Source organism: Angustibacter sp. Root456, assembly GCF_001426435.1.
Lineage (GTDB): Bacteria > Actinomycetota > Actinomycetes > Actinomycetales > Angustibacteraceae > Angustibacter.
In genome coordinates this window covers 513,530-537,253 of sequence record NZ_LMER01000001.1, presented here as the reverse complement: position 1 = coordinate 537,253, position 23,724 = coordinate 513,530, and the positions used below count along the sequence as shown (strand labels likewise).

The 23,724-nt window shown below is 73.1% G+C and carries 22 protein-coding genes; 16 read left to right on the top strand and 6 right to left on the bottom strand.

From position 1 onward, the window contains the following. Window positions 1-73 precede the first annotated feature (73 nt). Window positions 74-1,006 (top strand): DNA-3-methyladenine glycosylase, encoded by a 933-nt coding sequence (locus tag ASD06_RS02565; RefSeq protein WP_056673049.1) that lies wholly within the window; start codon window positions 74-76, stop codon window positions 1,004-1,006. On the opposite strand, the gene cofE is transcribed toward ASD06_RS02565, so the two are convergent. Together cofE and cofD are read right to left on the bottom strand one after the other, a co-directional pair. After that, window positions 957-2,000 (bottom strand): coenzyme F420-0:L-glutamate ligase, encoded by a 1,044-nt coding sequence (cofE, locus tag ASD06_RS02560; protein WP_200941807.1) that lies wholly within the window; start codon window positions 1,998-2,000, stop codon window positions 957-959. The two genes, ASD06_RS02565 and cofE, sit on opposite strands and share 50 nt — an antisense overlap. After that, on the bottom strand, window positions 1,993-2,979 hold the full coding sequence (cofD, locus tag ASD06_RS02555; protein WP_056672534.1) for a 2-phospho-L-lactate transferase: 987 nt from the start codon (window positions 2,977-2,979) through the stop codon (window positions 1,993-1,995). Before cofD ends, cofE begins: the two co-directional genes overlap by 8 nt. A gap of 138 nt (window positions 2,980-3,117) precedes the next feature. On the opposite strand from cofD, the gene ASD06_RS02550 reads away from it, so the two are divergent. The 6 genes from ASD06_RS02550 (at window position 3,118) to ASD06_RS02525 (ending at window position 11,417) form a co-directional block, all read left to right on the top strand. After that, a complete protein-coding gene (locus ASD06_RS02550) occupies window positions 3,118-4,146 on the top strand; it encodes an RHS repeat-associated core domain-containing protein (RefSeq protein WP_056672532.1) in 1,029 nt (342 codons plus the stop codon). Between the two features lie 205 nt (window positions 4,147-4,351). Next, window positions 4,352-4,531, top strand: a complete 180-nt coding sequence (locus ASD06_RS18680; RefSeq protein WP_157371445.1) for a hypothetical protein — start codon at window positions 4,352-4,354, stop codon at window positions 4,529-4,531. A gap of 835 nt (window positions 4,532-5,366) precedes the next feature. Beyond that, window positions 5,367-5,861, top strand: a complete 495-nt coding sequence (locus tag ASD06_RS02540; protein WP_056672528.1) for a hypothetical protein — start codon at window positions 5,367-5,369, stop codon at window positions 5,859-5,861. Window positions 5,862-6,454: 593 nt separating this feature from the next. Further along, window positions 6,455-6,724 (top strand): WhiB family transcriptional regulator, encoded by a 270-nt coding sequence (locus tag ASD06_RS02535; RefSeq protein ID WP_235502197.1) that lies wholly within the window; start codon window positions 6,455-6,457, stop codon window positions 6,722-6,724. Window positions 6,725-6,768: 44 nt separating this feature from the next. Continuing rightward, a complete protein-coding gene (locus tag ASD06_RS02530) occupies window positions 6,769-9,939 on the top strand; it encodes a glycosyltransferase family 2 protein (RefSeq protein WP_056672526.1) in 3,171 nt (1,056 codons plus the stop codon). Continuing rightward, window positions 9,936-11,417, top strand: a complete 1,482-nt coding sequence (locus tag ASD06_RS02525; RefSeq protein ID WP_056672524.1) for a DUF5719 family protein — start codon at window positions 9,936-9,938, stop codon at window positions 11,415-11,417. Before ASD06_RS02530 ends, ASD06_RS02525 begins: the two co-directional genes overlap by 4 nt. Before the next feature lie 166 nt (window positions 11,418-11,583). Here ASD06_RS02525 and ASD06_RS02520 read toward each other — a convergent pair whose 3' ends face one another. After that, entirely contained in the window at window positions 11,584-12,042 is a 459-nt protein-coding gene (locus ASD06_RS02520; protein ID WP_082537603.1) for a metallopeptidase family protein, read from the bottom strand. A gap of 84 nt (window positions 12,043-12,126) precedes the next feature. Here ASD06_RS02520 and ASD06_RS02515 point away from each other — a divergent pair, with 84 nt between their 5' ends. The 8 genes from ASD06_RS02515 to ahcY all read left to right on the top strand — a co-directional run bounded on the left by ASD06_RS02515 (window position 12,127) and on the right by ahcY (window position 19,394). Then, window positions 12,127-12,486, top strand: a complete 360-nt coding sequence (locus ASD06_RS02515) for a DUF3499 domain-containing protein (RefSeq protein ID WP_056672522.1) — start codon at window positions 12,127-12,129, stop codon at window positions 12,484-12,486. Between the two features lie 191 nt (window positions 12,487-12,677). Then, the gene (locus ASD06_RS02510; RefSeq protein WP_056672520.1) at window positions 12,678-12,920 is read left to right on the top strand and encodes a hypothetical protein; all 243 of its coding nucleotides are present in this window, start codon (window positions 12,678-12,680) and stop codon (window positions 12,918-12,920) included. Window positions 12,921-12,985: 65 nt separating this feature from the next. Further along, window positions 12,986-14,398 (top strand): phosphomannomutase/phosphoglucomutase, encoded by a 1,413-nt coding sequence (locus ASD06_RS02505; protein ID WP_056672518.1) that lies wholly within the window; start codon window positions 12,986-12,988, stop codon window positions 14,396-14,398. A gap of 40 nt (window positions 14,399-14,438) precedes the next feature. Next, on the top strand, window positions 14,439-14,648 hold the full coding sequence (locus tag ASD06_RS02500; RefSeq protein ID WP_056672516.1) for a Trm112 family protein: 210 nt from the start codon (window positions 14,439-14,441) through the stop codon (window positions 14,646-14,648). Between the two features lies 1 nt (window position 14,649). Beyond that, window positions 14,650-15,825 (top strand): SIS domain-containing protein, encoded by a 1,176-nt coding sequence (locus tag ASD06_RS02495; protein WP_056672514.1) that lies wholly within the window; start codon window positions 14,650-14,652, stop codon window positions 15,823-15,825. Between the two features lie 84 nt (window positions 15,826-15,909). Beyond that, a complete protein-coding gene (locus ASD06_RS02490) occupies window positions 15,910-16,854 on the top strand; it encodes a cation diffusion facilitator family transporter (RefSeq protein ID WP_056672512.1) in 945 nt (314 codons plus the stop codon). Beyond that, the gene (gene mshB / locus ASD06_RS02485; protein WP_056672510.1) at window positions 16,851-17,762 is read left to right on the top strand and encodes an N-acetyl-1-D-myo-inositol-2-amino-2-deoxy-alpha-D-glucopyranoside deacetylase; all 912 of its coding nucleotides are present in this window, start codon (window positions 16,851-16,853) and stop codon (window positions 17,760-17,762) included. The genes ASD06_RS02490 and mshB overlap by 4 nt, the downstream gene beginning before the upstream one ends. Before the next feature lie 183 nt (window positions 17,763-17,945). Further along, window positions 17,946-19,394: an adenosylhomocysteinase gene (gene ahcY, locus ASD06_RS02480; protein ID WP_056672508.1), complete on the top strand. Its 1,449-nt coding sequence runs from the start codon at window positions 17,946-17,948 to the stop codon at window positions 19,392-19,394. Window positions 19,395-19,485: 91 nt separating this feature from the next. Here ahcY and ASD06_RS02475 read toward each other — a convergent pair whose 3' ends face one another. Then, on the bottom strand, window positions 19,486-20,319 hold the full coding sequence (locus tag ASD06_RS02475; protein ID WP_056672506.1) for an RDD family protein: 834 nt from the start codon (window positions 20,317-20,319) through the stop codon (window positions 19,486-19,488). A gap of 223 nt (window positions 20,320-20,542) precedes the next feature. Between ASD06_RS02475 and ASD06_RS02470 the strand changes: the two genes are divergently transcribed. Then, complete coding sequence (locus ASD06_RS02470) at window positions 20,543-21,538, top strand: stage II sporulation protein M (RefSeq protein WP_056672505.1); 996 nt, start codon at window positions 20,543-20,545, stop codon at window positions 21,536-21,538. Window positions 21,539-21,806: 268 nt separating this feature from the next. On the opposite strand, the gene ASD06_RS02465 is transcribed toward ASD06_RS02470, so the two are convergent. After that, a complete protein-coding gene (locus ASD06_RS02465; protein ID WP_056672502.1) occupies window positions 21,807-22,289 on the bottom strand; it encodes a hypothetical protein in 483 nt (160 codons plus the stop codon). A 137-nt stretch (window positions 22,290-22,426) separates the two neighbouring features. Continuing rightward, entirely contained in the window at window positions 22,427-23,722 is a 1,296-nt protein-coding gene (locus tag ASD06_RS02460; RefSeq protein ID WP_056672500.1) for a DUF58 domain-containing protein, read from the bottom strand. Between the last annotated feature and the right edge of the window lie 2 nt (window positions 23,723-23,724).

Here is a 23,724-nt window from a genome sequence, read left to right as displayed (position 1 = left end):
GGGTCGTGTGCACGCGGTTCCCGCACTGTTCCCTGACATCGTACGGGCCGGGCCGTCGGGGGTGGGTGAGACCATGGCGGGCGTGAGCGCTGCGCCGGACGTCGTGAGCCGCTGGCGTCCCGGCCGGCCGGTCGACCTCGTCGGCACGCTCGGCACGCTCGTGCGCGGGACTGGTGACCCGACTCATCGGGTGGCCGCTGACGGCAGCTTCTGGCGGGCGTGCGTGACGCCTCTCGGCCCAGCCACCGTGCACCTGCAGCTGGCGGGCGACGAGGTGGTCGTGAGCGGCTGGGGTGAGGGCGCGCACTGGGTGGTCGACTCGGCGCCCGCGCTGCTCGGGGCGGATGACGACGACAGCGGGTTCGCGCCCGAGCACCCCCTGCTGCTCGAGTGCCGGCGGCGCCGGCCAGGGTGGCGGGTGCCGCGCACCGGGCTCGTGATCGACGCGCTCGTGCCCGCGGTGATCGAGCAGAAGGTGACCGGCCACGAGGCGTTCGGTGGCTTCCGACGGCTCGTGCAGCGGTTCGGCGCCGTGGCGCCCGGGCCGGCAGGGGAGTCTGGGCTGCGCTGCCCGCCCAGCGCCGCGCAGTGGGCGCGCATCCCGTCGTGGGAGTGGCTGCAGGCGGGCGTCGACGGCGCGCGGTCGGGCACCGCCGTCCGGTGCGCGCAACGCGCCGGCCGCCTCGAGCAGACGCTGGACGTCGACCCGGCCGAAGCCGAGCGGCGGATGACCTCGATCGCCGGGGTCGGCGTGTGGACGGCTGCCGAGGTGCGTCAGCGCGCCCACGGCGACGCCGACGCCGTGAGCTTCGGCGACTTCCACGTGCCGCGCGAGATCGGGCTCGCCCTCACCGGAGAGGCCGTGGACGACGACGGGCTGGCTGAGCTGCTCGAGCCCTACCGGCCGCACCGGTACCGCGTGCAGCGGCTGCTGCAGCTGGCCGGCCCGCGCCGTCCTAGGCGCGCGCCTCGACCCGCACCACGAGCGCACCTTCCGGTGCGGTGAGGTCGCCCTCGACCTGGCCAGCGAGGTCCTCGGCCCACAGGGCGGCGAGGAGCCGTTCGCTGACGGCCCCGAGCTCGAAGTCGCTGCCGCGCAACGAGATGGACACCCAATCGGTGCGTCCGGTCACGTCCGCTTGGACGCTGTCGTGACCCACCAGGGCGACCTGCAGTGCGCGGTTCGCCTTGTGGGCCAACGCTTCTGGCGTGACTGAGGGGGCCTCCACCGCGTCGGCGGCGACGCCGAGCGCGAGGCGCACCGCCTCGACGTGGCCGTGGCGGAACCAGTCACTCGCCGTCCGTACCAGTGAGCGAGCGCCGGGGCCGTCGTCCTCGGTGACGAAGGCGCTCAGACCGCGCACGAGGGCGACCGGCGTGTCGGAGGCCTTGCCCTTCACCAGGTCTGCCGCCGCCGCGATCTCGTCGGCGACCGCGCGCTCGGTGACCTCGAGCTGCTGCCCGAACGTGTCGGTGGTGCCGCGCAGGTCGTCGACCACCACCAGGCCGGCGGCACCCAGCGCGAAGTCCGTCTGGCCGGTGCGCCAGGCGCGGCCGGCGGTGTCGCTGATGACGACGGCGTGCAGCGCCAGCCCGAGGGCGCGCAGGTCGCGGCGCAGCTGCCGGGCGACCTCGTCGGCGTCGTGGGGGAGCGTGAGCACCGTGCCGGGCGCGGTGTTGGACGCGTCGACGCCGGCCGCCGCCATCACGGGTCCGGCGGCCGACTCCACGATGCTCGCCGTGCCGCGAGGAGTGCGCCGGGTGGCCACGACGCGCACGGACTCGCGCGCGACGACGTCGTCACGGGCCGTCGTCTCGACCAGGGCGAGGGCCTTTGAGACCACCTTGGACGACACGACCAGCACGTCGCCCGGCTCGAGCACATAGTGGCTGTCGACCAGGGCCGTGCGAATGAGGTCGGCCAGCGAGTCCCCGGGCTGGACCTCCGGGAAGCCTTGGAGCGGCACGACTCCCACGCCCTGGGGCTCGGCGTCAGGCACGCTGGTCCTTCAGCTCCACGGCCAGGTCGAGGGCGGCGCCGGCGATCGCGGCGGTGGCCTCGACGTCCGTCATGAGCAGCGGGCGCGAGCGGACGGTGAGCCGTGCCGGCCAGCGCTCCTGCTCGTCAGCCGCGTCGACGAGCCAGCCGTCGAGGAAGTCCTCGTAGAGCCCGGCCACGGCGCGCGACGTCGTCTCGACGCCGATGGCGGCCAGGCAGGCGTCGGCGTGGCCGCGCACCGGGCGTCCACCGACCAGTGGTGACACCCCCACCACCGGTGCCCGTGTGCCGCGGACGGCGTCCCGCACGCCCGGCACACCGAGCACGATGCCGATCGACACCACCGGGTTGCTCGGTGGCAGCAGCACGACGTCGGCGTCGCGGATCGCGTCCAGCACGCCGGGTGCGGCCGTGGCCCGCTCCATCCCGACCGACAGGATCTGTTGCGCGGGTAGCGACGCCTGGTGGCGCACCCACCACTCCTGGAAGTGGATCGCGCGCCGGCCTTCGTCGTCCTCGACCACCACGTGCGTCTCGACCGAGTCGTCACTCATCGGCAGCAGGCGCACGCGCCGGTCGGGCAGCCCCCACCGCTCGCACAGGACGCCGGTCACCTCCGACAGCGGCAGGCCGAGGCCCAGCAGCTGGGTGCGGGCGATGTGGGTGGCGAAGTCGCGGTCGCCGAGGCCGAACCACTGCGGCTGCGCGCCGTACGCCGCGAGCTCGCCCTGCACCACGTGCGTCTCGTCGTCTCGCCCCCAGCCCTGGGCGTCGTTGATGCCACCGCCGAGCGTGTACATCACGGTGTCGAGATCAGGGCACACCCGCAGGCCGAACAGCGTGATGTCGTCCCCGGTGTTGCCGATCACCGTCACCTCGGCGGTGCGTCGCTCGGGGTCGTCGCTGGTCTCGAGGTGCGCGAGCAGTCCGCGCAGGAACCGGGCGCCGCCGACGCCACCGGCCAGGGCTGTGATCCGCATGCCGCGAGTCTGTCAGCCCGCCCTGTTGCCTCGGCATGCGGTCCACTGCCACCGCCCAGTCCGCCGTCGTGAACTCATGCCCCAAGGGGCTATTACGAAGACGACCCGGCCCACACCATCACCCGAGGCGACACCACCATGACGCTGGCCTTGGACGCCGGCGGGCGCCGGACCGTGGCAACCACCACGACCACCTCGGGGACCAGCACGGCGACCTCGACGCTGGAACGGCACTACGCCGACGCCAGCGACAACCCGGCCTGGACCGTGGCCACCGACACCGCCGGCACGACAACCACGACGACGACCACCCGGTACGGCGAGTCGTTGAGCGGTGACCTGGCCGCCACCATCGCTTCCGACGGGGCCGCCGAGCTCACGCTGGCGAACCTGCACGGTGACGTCGTCACCACCATCGACATCCCCACCACCCAGGCATCCAGCGACCCGGCCACGTCGATGACCGGCTGGGCCGACTACAGCGAGTACGGCAACCCCTGCGGTCCGGCCACCACGTCGGCAGCTGTGGCAGGCAAGGTCGGGTATGGGTGGCTCGGCGCAAAGCAGCGCTCCACCACTGCTGAGACCGCCGGCCTCACGTTGATGGGCGACCGCCTGTACAACCCGGCCGTCGGCGCCTTCACCAGCACCGACCCCGAACCCGGCGGCAACACCACCGCCTACACCTACCCCCAAGACCCCATCAACGCGGTTGACCTCGACGGCCACTGGGGGCTCAGCAAGAAGTGGAAGCGCCGGTTCGCCAGCGCGGCGCGAGGGCTCTCTATTGCGAGCAGTGTCATCTCTTGGTGCCCGCTGGCGCAGTGTCAGGCTGTCTCCGTCGCAACGGGGTTGATGGCAGCAGGTGCATACCGGCTTGCCGGCAACCGTTCGGCCGCCAGGCGACAACTCATTACAACTGCGCTGAACGTGGCAATGGGCGGCCGCGGGAGGCTACTGCGCAAGTCGTTTGTTCCCTCCAGGCTCAGGACCGGGAGTGTCTTCCGTGCACTCCACCGTCGGCGCGGAGGGCTCATCGGCATGGGATGGCGGGCTGCTTCACGACGCGGCGGTGCTTCCTACAGCAGGTACCACCACAAGTACGTGGCACTCTGGCTGATGAACCAGGGTGCCCAATCTCAGCCTGCGGCACGACGGACCGGATAAGAGGGACAGTGGCATGGAGCTGATACCTGCGACTGCATTCTTTCTGGCCGGCGCTTGCGCAGTCGTCTTCGTGATTAGGAGACAGTGGCCGGGGGGGCGTTCTCGCTCGACGGCCACATTTGCCGTCTTGCTGGCAGGACTTGGGGCGGTCTCTGGCGCCGTAATCAAGGGGTACTCGGTAGTCCTTACGCTGTCCACTGGTGCCGTGGGGCTCTTTCTGACCGCGGCCCTCATCGCGTGGGTTCGACCGGAGCCTTCGAGCATGTTTGGCGAGGACTACGGCGAAGACTGGTCGGAGGAGGATAAGCGAGTCGACAAATGGGTCACCGCTTTTGGTGCGATCGCACTCGTGGTCGTTACTGGCTTGCTGTACTGGTGGCTGTGAGGTTAGCTCTTGCCGTCAACGCGGATGGCATTCGAAGTGGCTGGAGCCTGACGCGCTTCTCCGGACACCTGATCTGAGGCGATGATCGCCTCGGAAGGGAGTCTGGGATGCCTGCAGCCAAGCCGCCGGAGTTCCGGCGTCGCGCTTTGGGTCTTGGTCGAGGCGGGTGAGCCGGCGGCCCAGGTCCCGAGGACCTTGGGGATCAGCGTGTCGTGCCTTGGCGGAGGCTGGGGGATGCAGGGCCAGTACGCGTGGCAATCGCGCTCTCGTCACACGCAGCACCACTATCGCCATGGTTCATACTCGCTCGGGAGCGGGGGCGGATTGTGGGGAGGTGCGGGATACACTCACACCTGGCGTATTCCTAAGATTTGGCACTAAGTCAGCCAGGCACCTATCCAACTATGAAGAAGACGAAGAAACCCTAGATGGCTTTCCTGCGACACTGGAAGGCTCTGTTCCTTCTTGGTATGTGTTTCGTGGCGTTGGGTGCCATCACCGGCATCTCTACAGTTGCCTCATTGGACTCTTTCGAGCAGCGCGACGTCACGGTCAAGTCGGTGCGAGCGCTTGCCGAGAGGGGTCGAACTTGTGGCCGAAGCCGACGGATCTACGGTTCGAGTGCTCGCGTCGAGCGATTCCCGCACGGACTATAGGGCGGGTCAGCAGTTGCACGTATACCGACAGCGCAACGGGGAATATGTCGAAGCCAGCGGCCCATTGGGCCACGAGGTTCCGTTGATCGTTCTTGGCATCGGGGCCACCTTTGTCGGAATCGCACTACTGAAGAAGCGCGCTGGCTGAACGGCGCGTCTCAACACCGCATCGCGCTTTCATGCTGGACGCGCACGGTCGACGCGTCCAGGCCGACACCACCCACACCGACCAGGCGACGTCAGCGGAGACCAATAGCCGCACGGTCCGGCACTACACCGACGAGTCCGACAACCCGTCCTGGACCGTCACCACCAACCCCGCCGACACCAGCGAGCCGGCGTCGGTGACCCGGTTCGTGGAGTCCCTCGGCGGGGACCTGGGTGCCACCATCACTGCGTACGGCTCCGACGCCGGCACCGTGCAGTTGATGCTGGCCAGCCTGCACGGCGACGTCGTCACCACCATCGACCTCCCTGCAGCTCAGGACAGCAGGACCGCGGCCACGGCCATCACCGGGTGGGCCGACTACACCGAGTACGGACCGCTGCCGTCGGCGCTCCGGGCCAGCGTTCCGGCGTTCAGCCGCTTCATGGCCTGTGCGCGAAGCGCCTGCTGGCGATGTGCTGGGGGAGCGACCGGGGGCTGCGGGCCCTCGTCGCCTGCGGTGCGGTGAGCTGCAGCCGCCGACGTGGCTGGCGGGTGATGCTCTGCCGCGACAGCGGGGGAGCTGAGCGAGGCCGCTGCTACGGCACTGATGCTGAGCGCTGCCAGGAGACCGGCTGCCGAGTGTCTGCGCATGAGGGCACCTTTGACTCGGGTGACGGACGGCCGGAAATATTTCACATGTCACACCGCTCTGAATAGGCCGCAATTTCACCGGAACGGGGGCGCAGGAGACACGAGTCGGCCGGGTGGCAGTCGTCGCGCGAGCGCTCGTCGGAGCGGGGCATCGTTCACCCATTCGGACGCATCCGCGAGCCCGCGGGTAAATATCACCGTTCGGCTTGACGAGGAGGGCATGACACGCGTGTAATTCCAAGCATGTCGCGCCGCTCTCCGGGGAGGGGGACGGCGGACATCTAGGGTCGAGGAGGGGCCGTGAGCAAGCTGATCGCAGTGAGCGAGGCCGCATCGGTGACAGAGCACGAGGCTGCAGCGCAGCACCTGTCCGAAGAGTTTCCCGGGATCGACCACCCGCCCGCGGGCGAGAGCTTCGACGCGTTCCTGCGCCGGGAGGGGTCCGTCGCCCCCGCACCGGTCGTGGCACTGGGTGACCAGCAGTCATCCGCCATCCTGCTGCTGACGGAGCAGGATGACGAGCTGTCGTGGCAGGAGCGCGCCCTGTGCGCACAGACGGACCCGGAGGCGTTCTTCCCCGAGAAGGGCGGCTCCACCCGCGAGGCCAAGAAGGTCTGCGTGTCGTGCGAGGTGCGCGCCGAGTGCCTCGAGTACGCCCTCGCGCACGACGAGCGGTTCGGCATCTGGGGCGGCCTGTCGGAGCGTGAGCGGCGCCGACTCAAGAAGCAGGCGGGCTGATCGCCCTCACCTCGCCGGCACCACCGGACGCCGCACCCACCGCTGTGCGGCGTCGGGGTGCCCCCGCACGCCAGCACGTCGTCGCCGTCATCGTCTGCCACGACGGCGAGCCCTGGCTCCCGCGCGCGCTGGAGGCGCTGAGCCGACAGACCCGGCGGCCCGACGTCGTCGTCGCCGTCGACACCGGCTCCACCGACGCCTCACCGTCGCTCGTGCGCGAGGCCCTCGGGGACGACCACGTCGTCACGGCGCCGCGCGACTGCGGTTTCGGTGCAGCCGTGCGTCGCGGCCTGGAGCACGCCTCGACCCTCGTCGCGGCAGGCGCCGACACCGCCGGTGGTGAGGTCACCCGGTGGCTGTGGGTGCTGCACGACGACTGCGCTCCTGACCCCCGGGCCCTCGAGCTGCTGCTCGACACCGCGACGACGTCGTCCTCGGCCGGCGTCGTCGGCCCCAAGATCGTCGCCTGGGACGACCCCCACCGGCTGCTCGAGGCCGGCCTCACCGTGAGCCGCGCCGGCCGCCGCAGCACCTTCCTCGACGGCGTCGAGCGCGACCAGGGCCAGCACGACCACCGCTCCGACGTCCTCGCCGTGTCGTCGGCGGGCATGCTCGTGCGCCATGACGTCTGGGACGATCTCGGCGGCTTCGACCCCGCGCTCAAGCTGCTCCGCGACGACATCGACCTGTGCTGGCGCGCTCACCTCGCCGGCCACCGGGTGCTGCTCGCCCCCCGTGCGGTCGTGGCTGACGCCCAGGCGGCCACCGGTGGGTTGCGCGCCGTCGACGCCGTCCCTGCGGCCGTCCAGCGGGTCGACCGGCAGCACGGGCAGCACGTGGCGCTGGCTCGCTGCACCTGGCTCGCGCTGCCGTGGCTGATCGCCCGCCTGGTCGCGGTCGGTGTCGGGCGAGCCCTGCTGCTGCTGGCCGCCAAGTCACCGCGCCGAGCGGGCGAGGAGCTGCACGCGCTCGCGGTGACGCTCCTGCTGCCCTGGCGCTGGCTCGGGTCACGCTGGCGCGCGCGCGGACGCCGGGTGGTGGCGGCGCGCAGCCTGTCGGGTCTGCTCACCCCGCGCTTCGCGGCGGTGCGCCACACGGTCGACGTGCTCGGCGGCTGGGCGGCGCGCGACAGCGAGCACGAGCCCGCGGACGCCGGCGAGACCGTCGTCGAGAGCGGGCCCGTCGCCGAGGAGGCCGAGCCGGTCGTCGCTGCTCCGGCGGGACTGGGCAAGCGGCTGCTGCGCCACCCGCTGACCCTGGTGACCGTGGCGCTCGCGGTGATGACGGGCGTGGCCTGGCGCCACGTGCTGGGCACGCTGTTCGCCTCAGGTGCCCTCGTCGGCGGTGAGCTGCGCGGCGGCCTGGCCGACGCCGGGGCGCTCTGGCACGCCGGGCTCGACCCGTTGCGCGGCGCGGGCCTCGGCACCACCGCCCTGGCCTCGCCCGCCGTGCTGCTGCGCGCGCTCGGCACGTGGGTGCTGCACCCGGTGGCCGGGACGGCGGCCCCGGGCCTCGCGATCACCCTGCTGCTGCTGCTCGGCCCGCTGCTCGCCGGCTGGGCCGCCTATCTCGCAGCCGGTCTGGCGACGTCGTCGCGGTGGGCCCGCGCCTGGGCAGCGTTCGCGTGGGGCAGCGCACCGGTGCTGTTCTCGGCCGTCGGCGCCGGACGCCTCGGGCCGGTGCTGGCCGCCGTGCTGCTGCCGCTCACCGCCGCCGCCACCGCCCGCGCCCTCACGCGAGGTGCCGCCGGCGCACTCACCGCCACGTTCGCCGCAGTGCTCGGTGCGGCCGCGCTGGGCGCCACGGTGCCAGCGCTCGGAGCCGCCGTCGTGGTCGTCGCCCTGCTGGGCACGCTGTGCCGCGGCGCCGCCCGCTGGCGGGCGCTGACGCTGGCGGTGCTGCCCGTCGCGCTGCTCGGCCCGTGGGTCGCCGACCTCGCGGCGGACCCCCGGCTGCTGCTCGGCGGCGCCGGTGCGGTGGCCGACCCCACCCCCGCGCTCGCCCTGCCCGCCGGCCTGCACCTGCCCGGTGCCTGGACCACGCTCGTCGCCCTGCCCGCCCACCAGCCGCACTGGGTCGCAGCGCTCTGGCTCGCACCCCTGGTGCTCCTGGCCGCGCTCGCCCTGGTGCGCGGTGGTCGACGCGGCCGGGTCGTCACGGCCCTCGGGTGGCTGGCCGTGGCTGGTCTCGGCCTGGCCGTGCTGGCCCCGGCCACGGTGCTCGACCGCCAGCAGTCCGACGCGCTCGTCGGCTGGGCCGGCACGGGCGCCCTGCTCGGGCTGCTCGCGCTCGTCGCGGCCCCCCTGGTGGCAGCCGACGGCCTGCAGACGCGGCTGGCGCGGCACGGCTTCGGCTGGCGCCAGCTGCTGCTCGCGCCCGTCGCGGCGCTCGCCGTCCTCTCGCCGGTGGCCGCCGCGGCCGTCGGCGCCTGGGTCGGCGTCCACCCGATCCATCACAGCGCCGCCGTCGGGCTGCCCGCTGTCGCGGCCGACGCCGCCACCGGCCCCACCGCCTCGCGCACGCTCGTGCTGGCCGCCGTCGACGGCCAGCTCACCTACCGGCTCGACGGCGGCGAGCCGGGGCCGGCCGTGCGCGACGTCACCGGCGCCACCCCCGCGTCGGTCGATGCCCCCGTGCGCTCGGCGGTCGAGGCCCTCACCGACCCCGGCGACGCGGCGTCCGCCGACGCGGTCGTCACCGACCTGCACCGGCTCGCGGTGCGCTTCGTGCTCGTCCGACGGCCCGTGCCCGCCGCCCTGGGTGACCGGCTGGACGCCACGGCCGGGTTGTCGCGCATCGGCAGCGCGCCCGAAGGGCAGCTGTGGCGCGTGGGCTCCGGCCCGGCCGCGCAGGCGGCTCGCGCTCGCATCGAGCGCGCCGACGCCCGGGTGCTGGCGGCCGTCCCCGTGAGCGGGCCGCACGCCAGCGTCGACACCGCCATCGCCGCCGGGCCGAGCGGTCGGCTGCTCGTGCTGGCCGAGACGCCCTCGCCGCTGCGCCGGGCCACGCTCGACGGGCAGCGGTTGCGGCCGGTCACCCTCTCGGACGCCGGCTCCTGGCGCCAGGCCTACGCGCTGCCCGCTCAGGGTGGGCACCTGGTGGTGCGCACCGTCGACCCGACCCTGGTCTGGTGGCGGTGGGGCCAGCTGGGCTTGCTCGCCCTCGTGGCGCTGCTGGCGCTTCCGGTGCGTCGTCCGAGCGGAGAGCTGCGATGAGCGCGCGCCGCGCGGCCCGGCTGGCCGAGGTCGTCGCCAAGGTGTCGGTGCCCGTACTCGCCGTGGGGCTGGCCGGCTACGTGCTCGTCGAGCCGCCGAAGCAGCTGGCGCGGGCCGCCGTCCACCACCAGCCGACCGCGGTGCCGCTGGAGTCGACCGCGCTCGTCTGCCCAGGCCCAGAGACCGTGGGGGTCCGTGGTGCGGACGCCGACCACCCCGCCACCCCGCCCTCGCCCGCGCAGGTCGCAGCAGCCGCCCCACCCGACACGGTGCGGCCGGCAGGCGTCGGTGGCGCGGGTGGTCGTGTCGTGATCGGCCGCGGCGCCGACGCGGTCGCGGTCGACCGCTCCGGCACCGCCGCGCTGCTGGCCCAGGCGTCGACCTCCGCCGCGGCGTCGGTGCCCGTCACCGCCGTGGAGGCCGCCGCACCGGGCCTGGTGGCCGAGCAGCTCACCGTGACCCGCCGCGGTGACGAGCGGGGCGCGGCCTCGGCGACGTGCCTCGCGGCGTCCGACGACCAGTGGCTCGTCGGGGGCGGCACCGACGTCGGCCGCCGGGGACGGCTGGTGCTCGCGAACCCGCACGACGCCTCGGCCGACGTCACCGTCGACGTGCTGTCCACCCAGGGCGCCGTCGCTCGCACACCCGGTAGCACCGTCGCCGTGCCGCCGCACTCGCGCGTCGTCCTCTTGCTCGACGCGCTCGCCGCCAAGGCGACCTCCCCAGTGGTGCACGTGCGCAGCACGGGCGGGTCGGTGACCGCAGTGCTCTCCGACACCTACCTCGACGGCACGACCCCACGCGGGATCGACGACGTCGTCGCCGCGATGCCGCCCGCCCGGCAGGCGCTCGTGCCCGGCGTGCGCGTCGATGGTCGCGCGGTGCTGCGGCTCGCCGTGCCGGGGGACGCCGAGGCCGTCGTGCAGGTGAGCGCTCTGGGGCGCAGCGGCGCCACCGACCTGCCCGACGGCGGGGTGGTGCGCGTGCCCGCGGGCACGACGCGCGACGTCTCGCTGGACTCCCTGCCGAAGGGCGACTACGGCCTGAAGGTCGTCTCCGACGTCCCCGTGGTGGCCGGCGCCTGGGTCGAGCGGCGGGCCGGGGGCATCGGTGAGTTCGCCTGGTCGGCCACGAGTGGCCCGGTCACCTCGCTCGCCGGCGTCGCCCGCGCCGACGTCTCGGGCGGTCGCACCGACATCGTGCTCACCGCGCCGCGCCAGGACGCCCATGTCGACGTCGTCACTGTCGCCGCCGACGGCACCGCCACCACGCGCGAGGTCGACGTGGCCGCCGGCACCACTCAGGCCGTGCAGGTCTCCGGTTCGGTGTGGGTGCGCCCGAAGCAGGGCAGCGGCGAGGTCGTCGCGGCGCGGTTCACCCAGTACGACGACGCAGCCGGCCCGCTGGTCACCACCGGCCCGCTGCGCCAGGTGGCGCTCACCCGCGTGCCCACCGACCTCGCGCCCGCCGACCGCTGACCCCCGGGCCCCCGCCGCCCCCGCCCGTTGATCACGTTATGTGGGCGACACTCCGCTTGCCGAGGGTTGCACCCCTCGACAAGTGGACGGATCCCTCGACAAGTGGACGGATCCCTCGACAAGTGCAGGGTCGGCCTGCCGGCCGGGACGCCGGCCGAGCCCGCCGTCAGTCGTCGCCCAGCCGCGGGTCGACCTGCTCCGGCTCCAGACCCAGCAGGTGCGCCACCTGCTCGACCACGACCTCGTGCACCAGCGGGGCGAGCGCCGCGCGGTCGGAGGCCCGGGTCTCCACCGGACGCCGGTACACCACGATGCGGTGCGACAGCGCTCCCTGCGCGGGGAAGAACCGCCCCAGCGGCACCTCGCCGTGCTCCCAGGGCGCCGGGTCGCTCGGCGGGACGTCCTCGACGGCGAACTCGACGCCGTCGAGCTCGCGCGACCAGCGCTCCTCGAGGCGTTCGGCTGCGTCGAGCACGAGGTCGTCGAACTGCTCGCGGCGCGTGCGGTGCGCCGGCAGGTCAGCGGGCGCGAGGGGCCCGCGCAGCCCGCGGCCGTGGCGGTCTCGCCGCCGCACGCGCGGACGCGAAGGCACCGGGCCGTCGGAGCGGGGCCTGCGCAGCACCACGCCAGTCTAGGTCGGCCCGACACACCCGGCAGCCGCCCGGTCAATCCGCAGAGCGCGAGCCGCCGGACGGTAGCGTGAGCGATCGTGAAGTCCCTGCGTCGCTGCACGCGCACCGCCTGCGGCCGGCCCGCCGTCGCGACGCTCACCTACGTGTACGCCGACTCCACCGCCGTGCTCGGACCGCTCGCCACCTACGCCGAGCCGCACTGCTACGACCTGTGCGCGGAGCACGCCGAGCGGCTCACCGCCCCGCGCGGCTGGGAGGTCATGCGCCTGGCGCCGGACCTCGACGCGCCCGGCCCGAGCGACGACGACCTGCTCGCACTCGCCGACGCCGTGCGCGAGGCGGCGCGCCCCGCCCCCGCGCCGGTGAGCGAGGCCCGCACCGTCGAGGTCGGCCGGCGCGGTCACCTGCGCGTACTGCGTGACTCCGACCGCACCTGACGCCACCTCACCGCACCCGACTCCACCTCACCAGCGCCTCGCCCTGCTCTGGCGTGCATGATCACGGGCGGGGGAGGGGGTGTCCGATATGTCGCGACACGCCGTCCGCTAAAGGTCGTCATCCGTTTGGCCGAAAGCACTCAGGTCGCCACCACCCGGCGGCCCCCCGCTCGCCTCGGAAGGCTCCTGACATGGCTCGCACCGCCGCTCGCCCCTCCCTCCCGCTCGGCTCCCTGACCCAGCGCGAGGCTCGGATCACGGTCGGCTGCACCGCCTGCGGCTCCGCCCGGGTCACCAGCCTGTCGATGCACCTCACCGACGGGACCCCGGTCGACTTCATCTCCTGCCGCGTCTGCAGCCACAAGAGCTGGAGCCACGAGGGCGTCGAGCTCACGGTGAGCGAGGTCATCGCCCGCACGCGCAAGGTCAGCTGACCCCCTAGGCTGCTGCGCGCACCGCCACCGCGGCGTGCGCCGAGCAGACCGAGGAGACCCACCGAGTGCGCGACCTGTCCGGCATCGTCAAGGCCTACGACGTGCGCGGGGTGGTGCCCGACCAGCTCGACGAGCCGGTGGCCCGAGCGCTCGGGGCGGCCTTCGCCCAGGTGGTGGCGGACGACGGCACCGCGCCGGTCGTCGTCGCCCACGACATGCGGCCCTCTTCACCCGCGCTCGCCTCCGCGTTCGCTGCCGGAGTGCAGAGCCAGGGCCGCGACGTCGTCCTCGCCGGCCTGGCCTCCACCGACGGCCTCTACTACGCCTCCGGCGCGCTGCAGGCCCCCGGCGCGATGTTCACGGCCAGCCACAACCCGGCGCAGTACAACGGCATCAAGCTCTGCCGCTCGGGCGCACGGCCGGTCGGCGCCGACACCGGTCTCGCCGACGTCCGCCGGCTCGCCGAGCAGTACCTCGACGCCGGGCAGCTGCCGACCGCAGACCGCCGCGGCGAGCGCCACGAGCGCGACCTGCTCGCCGACTACGCCCGGCACCTGCGCGGCCTGGTCGACCTCAGCGCCGTGCGGCCGCTCACTGTCGTCGTCGACGCCGGAAACGGCATGGCCGGCCACACGGTGCCGGCGGTGCTCGAGGACGCCGCCGGGTTGCCGCCGCTGCCGATCACCGTCGTCCCGCTGTACTTCGAGCTCGACGGCACGTTCCCCAACCACGAGGCCAACCCGCTCGACCCGGCCAACCTGCGCGACCTGCAGTCCGCCGTCGTCGCGCACGGCGCCGACCTCGGCCTGGCGTTCGACGGCGACGCCGACCGCTGCTTCGTGATCGACGAGCGTGGCGAGCCGGTGAGTCCCAGTGCCGTGACGGCGCTGGTGGCAGCCCGTGAGATCGCGCGCGACCTCGCCGCCGGTGGTACGCCCACGGTGATCCACAACCTCATCACCTCGCGCGCCGTGCCCGAGATCGTCGCCGAGCGCGGGGGGCGGCCGGTGCGCACGCGGGTCGGGCACTCGTTCATCAAGGCCGAGATGGCGCGCGAGCAGGCTGTCTTCGGCGGTGAGCACTCGGCCCACTACTACTTCCGCGACTTCTGGTTCGCCGACACCGGCATGCTCGCGGCGATGCACGTGCTCGCGGCGCTGGGGGAGCAGCCCGAGCCGCTGTCCCAGCTGGCCGCCGAGTACGAGCGGTACGTGGCCTCGGGCGAGATCAACAGCACGGTGACGGACGCCGCCGACCGCACCGCCGCCGTCCGCGACGCGTTCAGCCGGGACGACGTCGCCGCCGACACCCTCGACGGCCTGACCCTGACGTGCGACGACGCCGACGGGCACCCCGTGTGGTGGCTCAACGTGCGGGCCAGCAACACCGAGCCGCTGCTGCGTCTCAACGTCGAGGCGCGCGACCGCGAGACGATGGAGCGCGTGCGCGACGAGGCTCTGGCCCTCATCCGCGCCTGACCTGGCAGGCTAGAGGCATTCCTGAACCCCTGGAGGCACCGTGACCAGCAGCCAGCAGACCGGCGCGCTCGAGCCGTGGCTGCGCGAGATCCTGCGCTGCCCGAAGTGCCACAGCGAGCTGCGTGACGACTCCGGCCCCGACGGGGGCCCCGAGCTCGTCTGCACGTCCGCCGAGTGCGGGCTGGCGTACCGCGTCGACGGCGGGATCCCCGTCATGCTCGTCGACGAAGCGCGTCCGACGCGAGGCTGACGTGGACGAGCGGGCCGAGCAGGTCCTCGACGACGCCGACGCCATCGCTGCCGCCGACCCCACAGGGGTCCTGCGGGCGCTGGCGACGGCCGGGGCCCAGGTGCGCGAGGCCACCGTGCGCGGTGCAGAGGCCGGCGTGCGCGGCATCGGCGACGGAGACCGGCCGCGGTCGGTGGTGGTGGCTTCGCTCGGTGGCTCGGCGCTGGTGGCCGATGTGCTGGCCCTGCTGGCTGGCGCGGGCTCGCCGGTGCCCGTCGCCGTACGGCGCGGCCTGCCGCTGCCCGGGTGGGTCGGCCCGCTCGACATGGTGGTCGCGGTGTCGCTGTCCGGCCGGGCGCGGGGGCCACTGGCGCTGGCCGCGGAGGCCGGACGCCGAGGTGCCCGGCTGCTCACCGTGGGCGCCCCCGACTCCCCGCTGGCCGACGTCTGCGCGCGCGCTCGCGGGGTGCACGTGCCGGTGCAGCGGCCGCACGAGCCGGGACGCACGACCGGCGGGACGTCGTCGCGCACCTCGCTGTGGTCGCTGCTCGTGCCGGTGCTGCAGGCCGCCGACAGCCTCGGCATCATCGAGGTCACCGACGACCTGCTCGCCAGCGTGGCCGACCGGCTCGACGACCAGGCCGAGGCCTGCCGCCCGGGGTCGGAGTCGTTCGTCAACCCGGCCAAGGTGCTGGCGCTGCAGCTGGCCGGCTCGGTGCCGGTGGTGCTGGGCGACGGTCTGGTGACCGGCGTCGCGGCGGCGCGCGCCGCCGCCATGCTGGCCCGCACCGCTCGCACCCCGGCGGTGCATGGCTCGCTGCCCGACGACGCCAGCGAGGTGGTCGCCACCTTCGACGGGCCGTTCACCGCCCAGTCCCACGACGTCTTCGCCGACCCGTTCCTGGACGCACCCCGTGGCCCGAGCCTGCGCCTGCTCATGCTGCGCGAGCCGCCCCCGGTGCCCGAGCAGGACGACCAGGCCGCTTTCGAGGCCGCTGCGCTGGCCGACCGGGTGCGGGGCCTCGCCGAGGACGTCGGGGTGGCCGTCAGCGAGCTCGCGGCCGAGCCGGGGCACCCCCTCGAGCGGCTCGCCGGGCTCGTGGCCCACACCGACTTCGCGGCGGCCTACCTCGCCATCGCGCTGGGGCTCGACCCCGGCCTGTCACCGCACGTGGCCGACCTGCGCGACGCGCGCTGAGCGACGTCCCTCGCGGCCTGCTTCCCAGCGTCCCTCCCAGCCTTTGTCCTCGGCCTCATCCGATCCACCAAGGAGCACCACGGCATGTCTTCAGGCGGCGGTACCAAGGCGATCGTGGCGGCCCTGTCGGCCAACCTCGGCATCGCGGTCACCAAGTTCGTGGCGTTCCTGCTCACGCACTCGAGCTCGATGCTGGCCGAGTCGATCCACAGCCTCGCCGACTCCGGCAACCAGGTGCTGCTGCTGGTCGGCGGCAAGCGAGCCCAGCGCGCTGCGACCCCGCAGCACCCGTTCGGGTACGGGCGCGAGCGGTACGTGTACGGCTTCGTCGTGTCGATCGTGCTGTTCACCGTGGGCGGTCTGTTCGCGCTCTACGAGGCGTACCACAAGTGGCACGACCCGCACGGGATCGACTCGTGGCAGTGGGTGCCGGTGGTCGTGCTGGTCGCCGCGATCGGTATGGAGTCCTACTCCTTCCGCACGGCGATCCACGAGTCCAACGCGGTGCGCGGTGACCGCTCGTGGAAGGACTTCGTGCGCACGGCCAAGGCGCCCGAGCTGCCCGTGATCTTGCTCGAGGACCTCGCCGCCCTGCTCGGCCTGGTGTTCGCGCTCTTCGGCGTCACGCTCACCCTGCTCACCGGCAACGGCCGGTGGGACGCCGTGGGCACGGCCGCGATCGGCGTCCTGCTCGTGGTGGTGGCGGCCGTGCTGGCGGTCGAGATGAAGTCGCTGCTGCTGGGCGAGTCCGCCAACCCCGAGGCCGTGCGCCGCATCGAGGCCGCGCTCGTGGGCCCCGGCGTCAGCTCGATCATCCACATGCGCACGCTGCACCTCGGGCCGGAGGAGCTGCTGGTGGCGGCGAAGATCGCCGTGCCGCCCACCGAGTCGGCGGCCGACGTCGCCGAGGCGATCGACGCCGCTGAGGTGCGCGTGCGCGAGGCCGTGCCCATCGCCCGGGTCATCTACCTCGAGCCCGACATCCGCCGCGCTGCGGTGTCGGACCCGCGGGCTACGGTCGAACCATGAGCGACCTCCCAGAGCAGCGGATCCTGCTCGTCCACGCCCACCCCGACGACGAGTCGATCGGCCAGGGCGCCACGATGGCCCGCTACGCCGCCGAGGGGCGCGGCGTCACCCTCGTGACGTGCACGGCCGGTGAGCTCGGCGAGATCGTCGTCCCCGACCTCGAGCACCTCGCCGACGAGCGCGACGGCGGTCTCGGCGAGCACCGTCGCGGCGAGCTCGCGGCCGCGATGGCCGCGCTGGGCGTCACCGACCACCGGTTCCTGGGCGGCTTCGGCCGCTACCGCGACTCGGGCATGAAGTGGCACGAGGACGGTCACGCGGTGGCCGCGGACGACGTCCACGAGAGCGCGTTCTGGAACGCCGACCTCACCGAGGCCGCGACCCTGCTGGTCGAGATCGTCCGCGAGGTGCGCCCGCAGGTGCTGGTGACGTACGACGAGTTCGGCGGCTACGGCCACCCCGACCACATCCAGGCACACCGTGTCGCGATGTACGGCGCGCAGCTGGCGGCCGTGCCGTCGTACCGGCGTGACCTCGGTGAGGCGTGGGACGTCCCGAAGATCTACTGGGGCGCGATGTCGGAGAGTCGGATGCGCGAGGGGCTGCGGCGGCTGCGTGAGTCCGGCGACACCACGACCTTCGAGGGCATGGACCCCGACGGTCCGCTCCCGCCGTTCGTCACACCGGACGCCGACCTCGCGGCCGTCGTCGACGCGCGCGAGCACACCGACCGCAAGGTCGCGGCGATGAAGGCGCACCGCAGCCAGATCGCACCCGACGGCCCCTTCTTCGCCGCCTCGGGTGACGTCGCCGAGATGTGGGGCCTCGAGTACTTCCGGCTGGCGAAGGGACGTCAGGGGCCGGTCGGCGACGAAGGTCTCGAGACCGACCTGTTCGCCGGCCTGTGACCCGTGGCCACCTGAAGCCGGCTCGTGAGCGGAGGTCCGGTCGCCGGTGCACCGGTTTGGGGGAGAGACGGCCGAGGGTTCGGCGGTAGACTGGTGGGCGTTCCGGCGTCGGTGATGCCGCAGGCCCAGAGGGGCTGCGCCGGCTCCCTACCGGAACACACCCCCGACCCGAAAGGTCCCTTCATGTCGTTCGACTACAAGGTCAAGGACCTCGGCCTCGCCGAGGCCGGCCGTCACCAGATCCGTCTCGCCGAGCACGAGATGCCGGGCCTGATGGCCCTGCGCGAGGAGTTCGGCCCGACGCAGCCCCTCCAGGGCGCGCGTATCGCCGGCTCGCTGCACATGACCGTGCAGACCGCCGTCCTCATCGAGACCCTCGTGGCGCTCGGTGCCGAGGTGCGCTGGGCCTCCTGCAACATCTTCTCGACCCAGGACGAGGCCGCGGCCGCTGTCGTCGTGGGCCCGAACGGCACGCCGGAGAACCCTCAGGGTGTGCCGGTGTTCGCCTGGAAGGGCGAGACGCTCGAGGAGTACTGGGACTGCACCGTGCAGATCCTCACCTGGCCGGCCGGCGCTGATGGCCAGCGCGGCCCGAACCTGATCCTCGACGACGGCGGCGACGCCACCTTGCTCGTGCACAAGGGCAAGGAGTTCGAGCTCGCCGGTGCCGTCCCGCAGACCACCGAGGACGACAACGAGGAGTACCGCGTCATCCTCGACGTCCTGCGCCGCACCATCGCCGACGAGCCGCAGAAGTGGACGACGATCGCCGCCGGCCTCAAGGGCGTCACCGAGGAGACCACCACCGGCGTCCACCGCCTGTACCAGCTCGCCGAGGCCGGTGACCTGCTCTTCCCGGCCATCAACGTCAACGACTCGGTCACCAAGTCCAAGTTCGACAACAAGTACGGCTGCCGGCACAGCCTGATCGACGGCCTCAACCGCGCCACCGACGTCCTGATCGGCGGCAAGGTCGCGGTCGTCTGCGGCTACGGCGACGTCGGCAAGGGCTGCGCGGAGTCGCTGCGTGGCCAGGGCGCGCGCGTCATCGTCACCGAGGTCGACCCGATCTGCGCGCTGCAGGCCGCGATGGAGGGCTACCAGGTCGCGCGCCTGGAGGACGTCGTCGCCGACGCCGACATCTTCATCACCACCACCGGCTGCTTCAACGTCATCACGGCCGAGCACATGGGCCAGATGAAGCACCAGGCGATCGTCGGCAACATCGGCCACTTCGACAACGAGATCGACATGGCCGGTCTGGCTCGCACCCCCGGCATCACGAAGACCGAGATCAAGCCGCAGGTGCACGAGTGGACCTTCTCCGACGGTCACTCGATCATCGTGCTGAGCGAGGGTCGCCTGCTGAACCTCGGCAACGCCACCGGCCACCCGAGCTTCGTGATGAGCAACTCGTTCTCGAACCAGACGATCGCGCAGATCGAGCTGTTCACCCGCGGCGAGGAGTACCCGCTCGGCGTCCACGTGCTGCCCAAGCACCTCGACGAGAAGGTCGCGCGCCTGCACCTGGACGCGCTCGGCGTCAAGCTCACCGAGCTCACCAAGCCGCAGGCCGAGTACCTCGGCGTGCCGGTCGAGGGCCCGTTCAAGCCCGACCACTACCGGTACTGATCCCGTCGGCTTCGGCCGACGCGAGATGTGAGCAGTGGCCCACTCCGAGCGATCGGGGTGGGCCACTGTTGCGTTGTCGGTGAGTGGCCCGTCAGGGACGCCGGACGCGCGCCAGCGCCGCGTCGACGGAGTCGACAGCGGCCAGGCGCCTTCGCGCGTGCTCCTCGCGGGCCAGCCGCTCGAGGTCGCGCCGACGGCGCTCGGCCAGGACGGCGGCCAGGAAGTCCTCGGGGTGGGTGCCCGCAGGTGGTGCGGGCGCGACGTGAGCGGAGACTGCCTGCGCCAGCTGGCGCGCCATCGCGTCGCGGGCGCCCGCGTGCATGCCGGGGGCCCGGCTGAGGAACTGGCGCACCGACAGCGCGAGGGCGTCCGGCAGGCGGCCGATGTCGACCGTGTGCGCCCACCCGGCCAGGTGCGGCGGCAGGTGGGCCATCGCCGAGGCCTGTCGAGCAGCGCGCTCGCGGACGACGTAGGTGCCCGCGGCGAGGTCGCCCAGCCGCTGCGAACGCGGTGACAGCAGTGAGCAGATGAGCGCCGGCACCCCCATGAGCAGATAGAGCTCGACGAAGCCGACCAGTGCCCGCACGACGGCATGCCGCAGCCGGATCGGGCCGCCGTCGTCGCGCACGGTGCGCAAGCCCATCACGAGCTTGCCGAGCGTGCGCCCGCGCGTCAGGGTCTCGACGACGACCGGCACGCCCACCGCCACCGCCACGAACACCACGAGCATCAGCGCGCTGGCCGCGGCCTCGTCGAGGCTGCTCGCGAGACCCGCCACCACGAACAGCATCGCGAACAGCGCGATCCCCGCCACGGCGAGGTCGATGGCACCGGAGACCGCGCGTGAGGCGAACGAGGCCGCCCTGATGTCGAGCAGCACCGCCTCACCGGTGACGACACCCGCGCCCCCCGACGTCATCGCCATGCCCGCCAGCGTAGTCGCGCCCTCCTGGGTGGTGGTGCCGTGATGGGTGCAGTGATGGGTGCAGCGATGGGTGCAGCGATGGGTGCAGTGATGGGTGCAGCGAGACGGTGGTGATCACCCCGAACTGGATGTATCCACGGCTGCACCCTCGCGGTGGCCGCCCGTCGGGTGCGGCGGGGGACGTCGCCCAGTGACGACTGCTTCGACGGCTAGGCTCGCGGCTGTGGACCTCGACGCCTACGTGAGCGCGCACCGCGAGGAGTGGGCGCGGCTGGCCGAGCTGAGCGGCCGGCGTCGACTGGACGGCGCGGAGTCCGACGAGCTGATCGCGCTGTACCAGCGGTCGGCCACGCAGCTGTCGGTGGTGCGCTCGGCCGCGCCCGACCCGGCGCTGGTGACGCGCTTGTCGACGCTCGTCACGCGGGCGCGCGCGGCGATCACCGGCGCACCGGAAGGCGCGTGGAGCGACCTGGCGCGCTTCTTCACCCGCTCGTTCCCGGCGGCGGTCTACCGCGCCCGGCGCTGGTGGGCGGCCACCCTGGCGGTCAGTCTCGCGGTCGCCGCGGTGATCGGCTGGTGGGTGGCCACCCACCCCCAGGTGCAGGCCGCCGTCGCGAGCCAGGACCAGGTGCGCCAGCTGGTGCAGAACGACTTCGAGTCCTACTACTCCGAGTACGCCGCCAGCAGCTTCGCCGCCCAGGTCTGGACGAACAACGCGTGGGTCGCGGCGCTGAGCATCGCCTTCGGGATCCTCGGCCTGCCGGTGGTGTACGTGCTCTTCCAGAACGTCGCGAACCTGGGCCTGGTGGGCGGGTTGATGGCCGCCGGCGGCCGGCTGGACCTGTTCTTCGGGCTCATCCTGCCGCACGGCCTGCTCGAGCTCACGGCCGTGTTCGTCGCAGCGGGGACGGGGCTGCGGCTCTTCTGGGCGTGGGTCGATCCCGGCCCGCGGACCCGCGCGCGGGCGCTCGCGGAGGAGGGGCGAGCCGCGGTCGGAATCGCCATGGGGCTGGTGGTGGTGCTCGCGGTGTCCGGTGTGATCGAGGCGTTCGTGACACCGTCGGGGCTGCCGACCTGGGCGCGCATCGGCATCGGGGCGCTGGCCGAGCTCGCGTTCCTCACCTACGTGTTCACGCTCGGGCGCTGGGCGGTGCAGCGCGGCGACATCGGTGACCTGGACGCCCGCGACGTCAGCGACGTGCTGCCCACCGCCGGCTGAGGCGGGCGCCGAGGCGGCGCTCACTGGGATGTGTCCCATTGCGAGCCCAGGATCCTGAGACTGACCAGGCATGGCAGTCGGGTTGCGAGGTACAGCTCGGGGTCACGCCCGTTCATGCCGCGTAGCGCCGGCCTCCAGTGCATTGCCTCCCGCCGGGCGCACCGCCGTCCTGGACCCGCTGCCGAATGCACTCTTCTGCCGCGTAGTGCGCTCAGCTCTGGTGATGTGCGGGGGGCAACGACAAGCCCCACCTTGCGGCAAGGACTGGTTACTTACCTCGCCGCAATCGACGACGTCGAGTGCGTCCGCTGCCGCCCCGGACGCCCGTCCAGCTCTGGGGCTGCGACGCGATCTCCCTCAGCAGCAGGTCGTTGACCTGCCAGAACAGCGGCAGCAGTGGATGGTTCATGGCGTGCTCGCGGGTCAGCCGGACCCCCAGGACGTCCGCGTCATCCGGCGCCTGGTGGCCGCCGGTGACCAGACTGGACACATCTCCTTCGGTGCCCTCGATGCGACCCGTGCGCGCCCCGAAGGTCTCGTGATCGTCGGCGGCGTCCGCCCCCCAGGTGCCGAAGACCGCATCGATGAACACCTCACGGTCTCCGTCATGCTCGTACAGATAGGTCAGGAACACCGCGACCGTCTCCACGTCCGGGCTGAGAACCTCACCGGAATAGAACTTGCGACGGCCACCACAGTCAGTGCAGCGCTGGAGTTCCGGCTCGTCCCACAACTCGATGGCCAGTTCCATGGCGGCATTCTGACGTAGCCGCTGTCATAGCCGGGGCATCGACTCGCAGCTGTGACCGCGCTTGGCGTCCTTCCTGCGCCCGTTGGCACCGCGGCGCGGCCCTCAGCCTCGCGCGCCGCCCAATGGGATCCACCCAGTCAGAGTCGGCCGGCAGCCTTGAGCGCGAGGTAGCGGTCGGCCAGCCGCGGCGCGAGGTCGTCGGGCGGCGCGTCGACGACGTCGGCTCCGAGGCGCGTCAGCAGGCGCTCGACGCGGTCGCGCTCGAGTGCCCCGCGCTCGGCGGCGGCGGCGTCGTAGACCTCCTCGACGGTGTCGCGCTTGCGCCGCAACGCTTCCACCTCAGGGTCGGCGACCGACGCCACGACGACCTGGTGCCGGCGGGTCAGCTGTCCGAGCACCGGCAGCAGGCCCTCCTCGACCGCCGCGGCCTCCAGCGGAGTGAGCAGGACGACGAGCGCCCGGTGGCTCAGCCGGCCGAGCACCGTGCGCACGGCGAGCGCCCAGTCGCACTCGACCAGCTCGGCCTCCAGCGGCGCCAGGGCCGTCACCAGGCTCGACAGCAGCGTCGCCGGGGACGCCCCTTCCACCCGGGCGCGGACCCGCCGGTCGAGCGCGACGAGGTCGACCCGGTCACCGGCGCGGGAGGCGAGCGCCGCCAGCAACAGCGCGGCCTCCATGGCAGCGTCCAGGCGCGGTGCGTCACCGACGCGACCGGCCGACGTCCGGGACGTGTCGAGCACGATCAGGACGTGCCGGTCTCGCTCGGGCCGCCACGTCCGGACGACCACCTGCCGCCGCCGCGCGGTCGCCCGCCAGTCGATGCTGCGCACGTCGTCCCCCTCGACGTAGTCGCGCAGCGAGTCGAACTCGGTGCCCTGGCCGCGGATGTTGGTGGCCGAGCGGCCGTCGATCTCGCGCAGCCGCGCGAGGCGGCTGGGCAGGTGCCGGCGGGACGCGAACGGCGGCAGCACGCGCAGTCGACCCGGCACCTCGAGCGAGCGCTGGCGGCCGCCGACCCCGAGCGGGCCGAGCGAGCGCACGGTGACGCGGTCGGCGACGCGGTCGCCCCGCCGCGTCGGCTGCAGCGCCGTGCTCACTCGACGCCGTTCGCCACCCGGCAGGGACAGCGCGTGCCGGTCCTGGTCGGCTCCGGCCGACGGCGGCCACGCGTCGCGCACCCGGCCGCGCAGCCGACGCCGGCCTCGGTTGGTGAGCGTCAGCACGCTGGTGGTGGGCTCGCCCAGTCGCACCGAGGCCGCGGTCTCACGGGTCACCGTGAGGTCCCGCGGGCTGGCGGCGAGCACGACGTCCACCGTGACCGCCGCGACGACGACAGCCAGCCACACCAGCACGCCGTCCCAGTCGGGCTGCACGAGCCCGACCCACAGGACGCCCAGCGCGGCGAGCAGCGCCGCGCGGCCGGTGACGACCACGG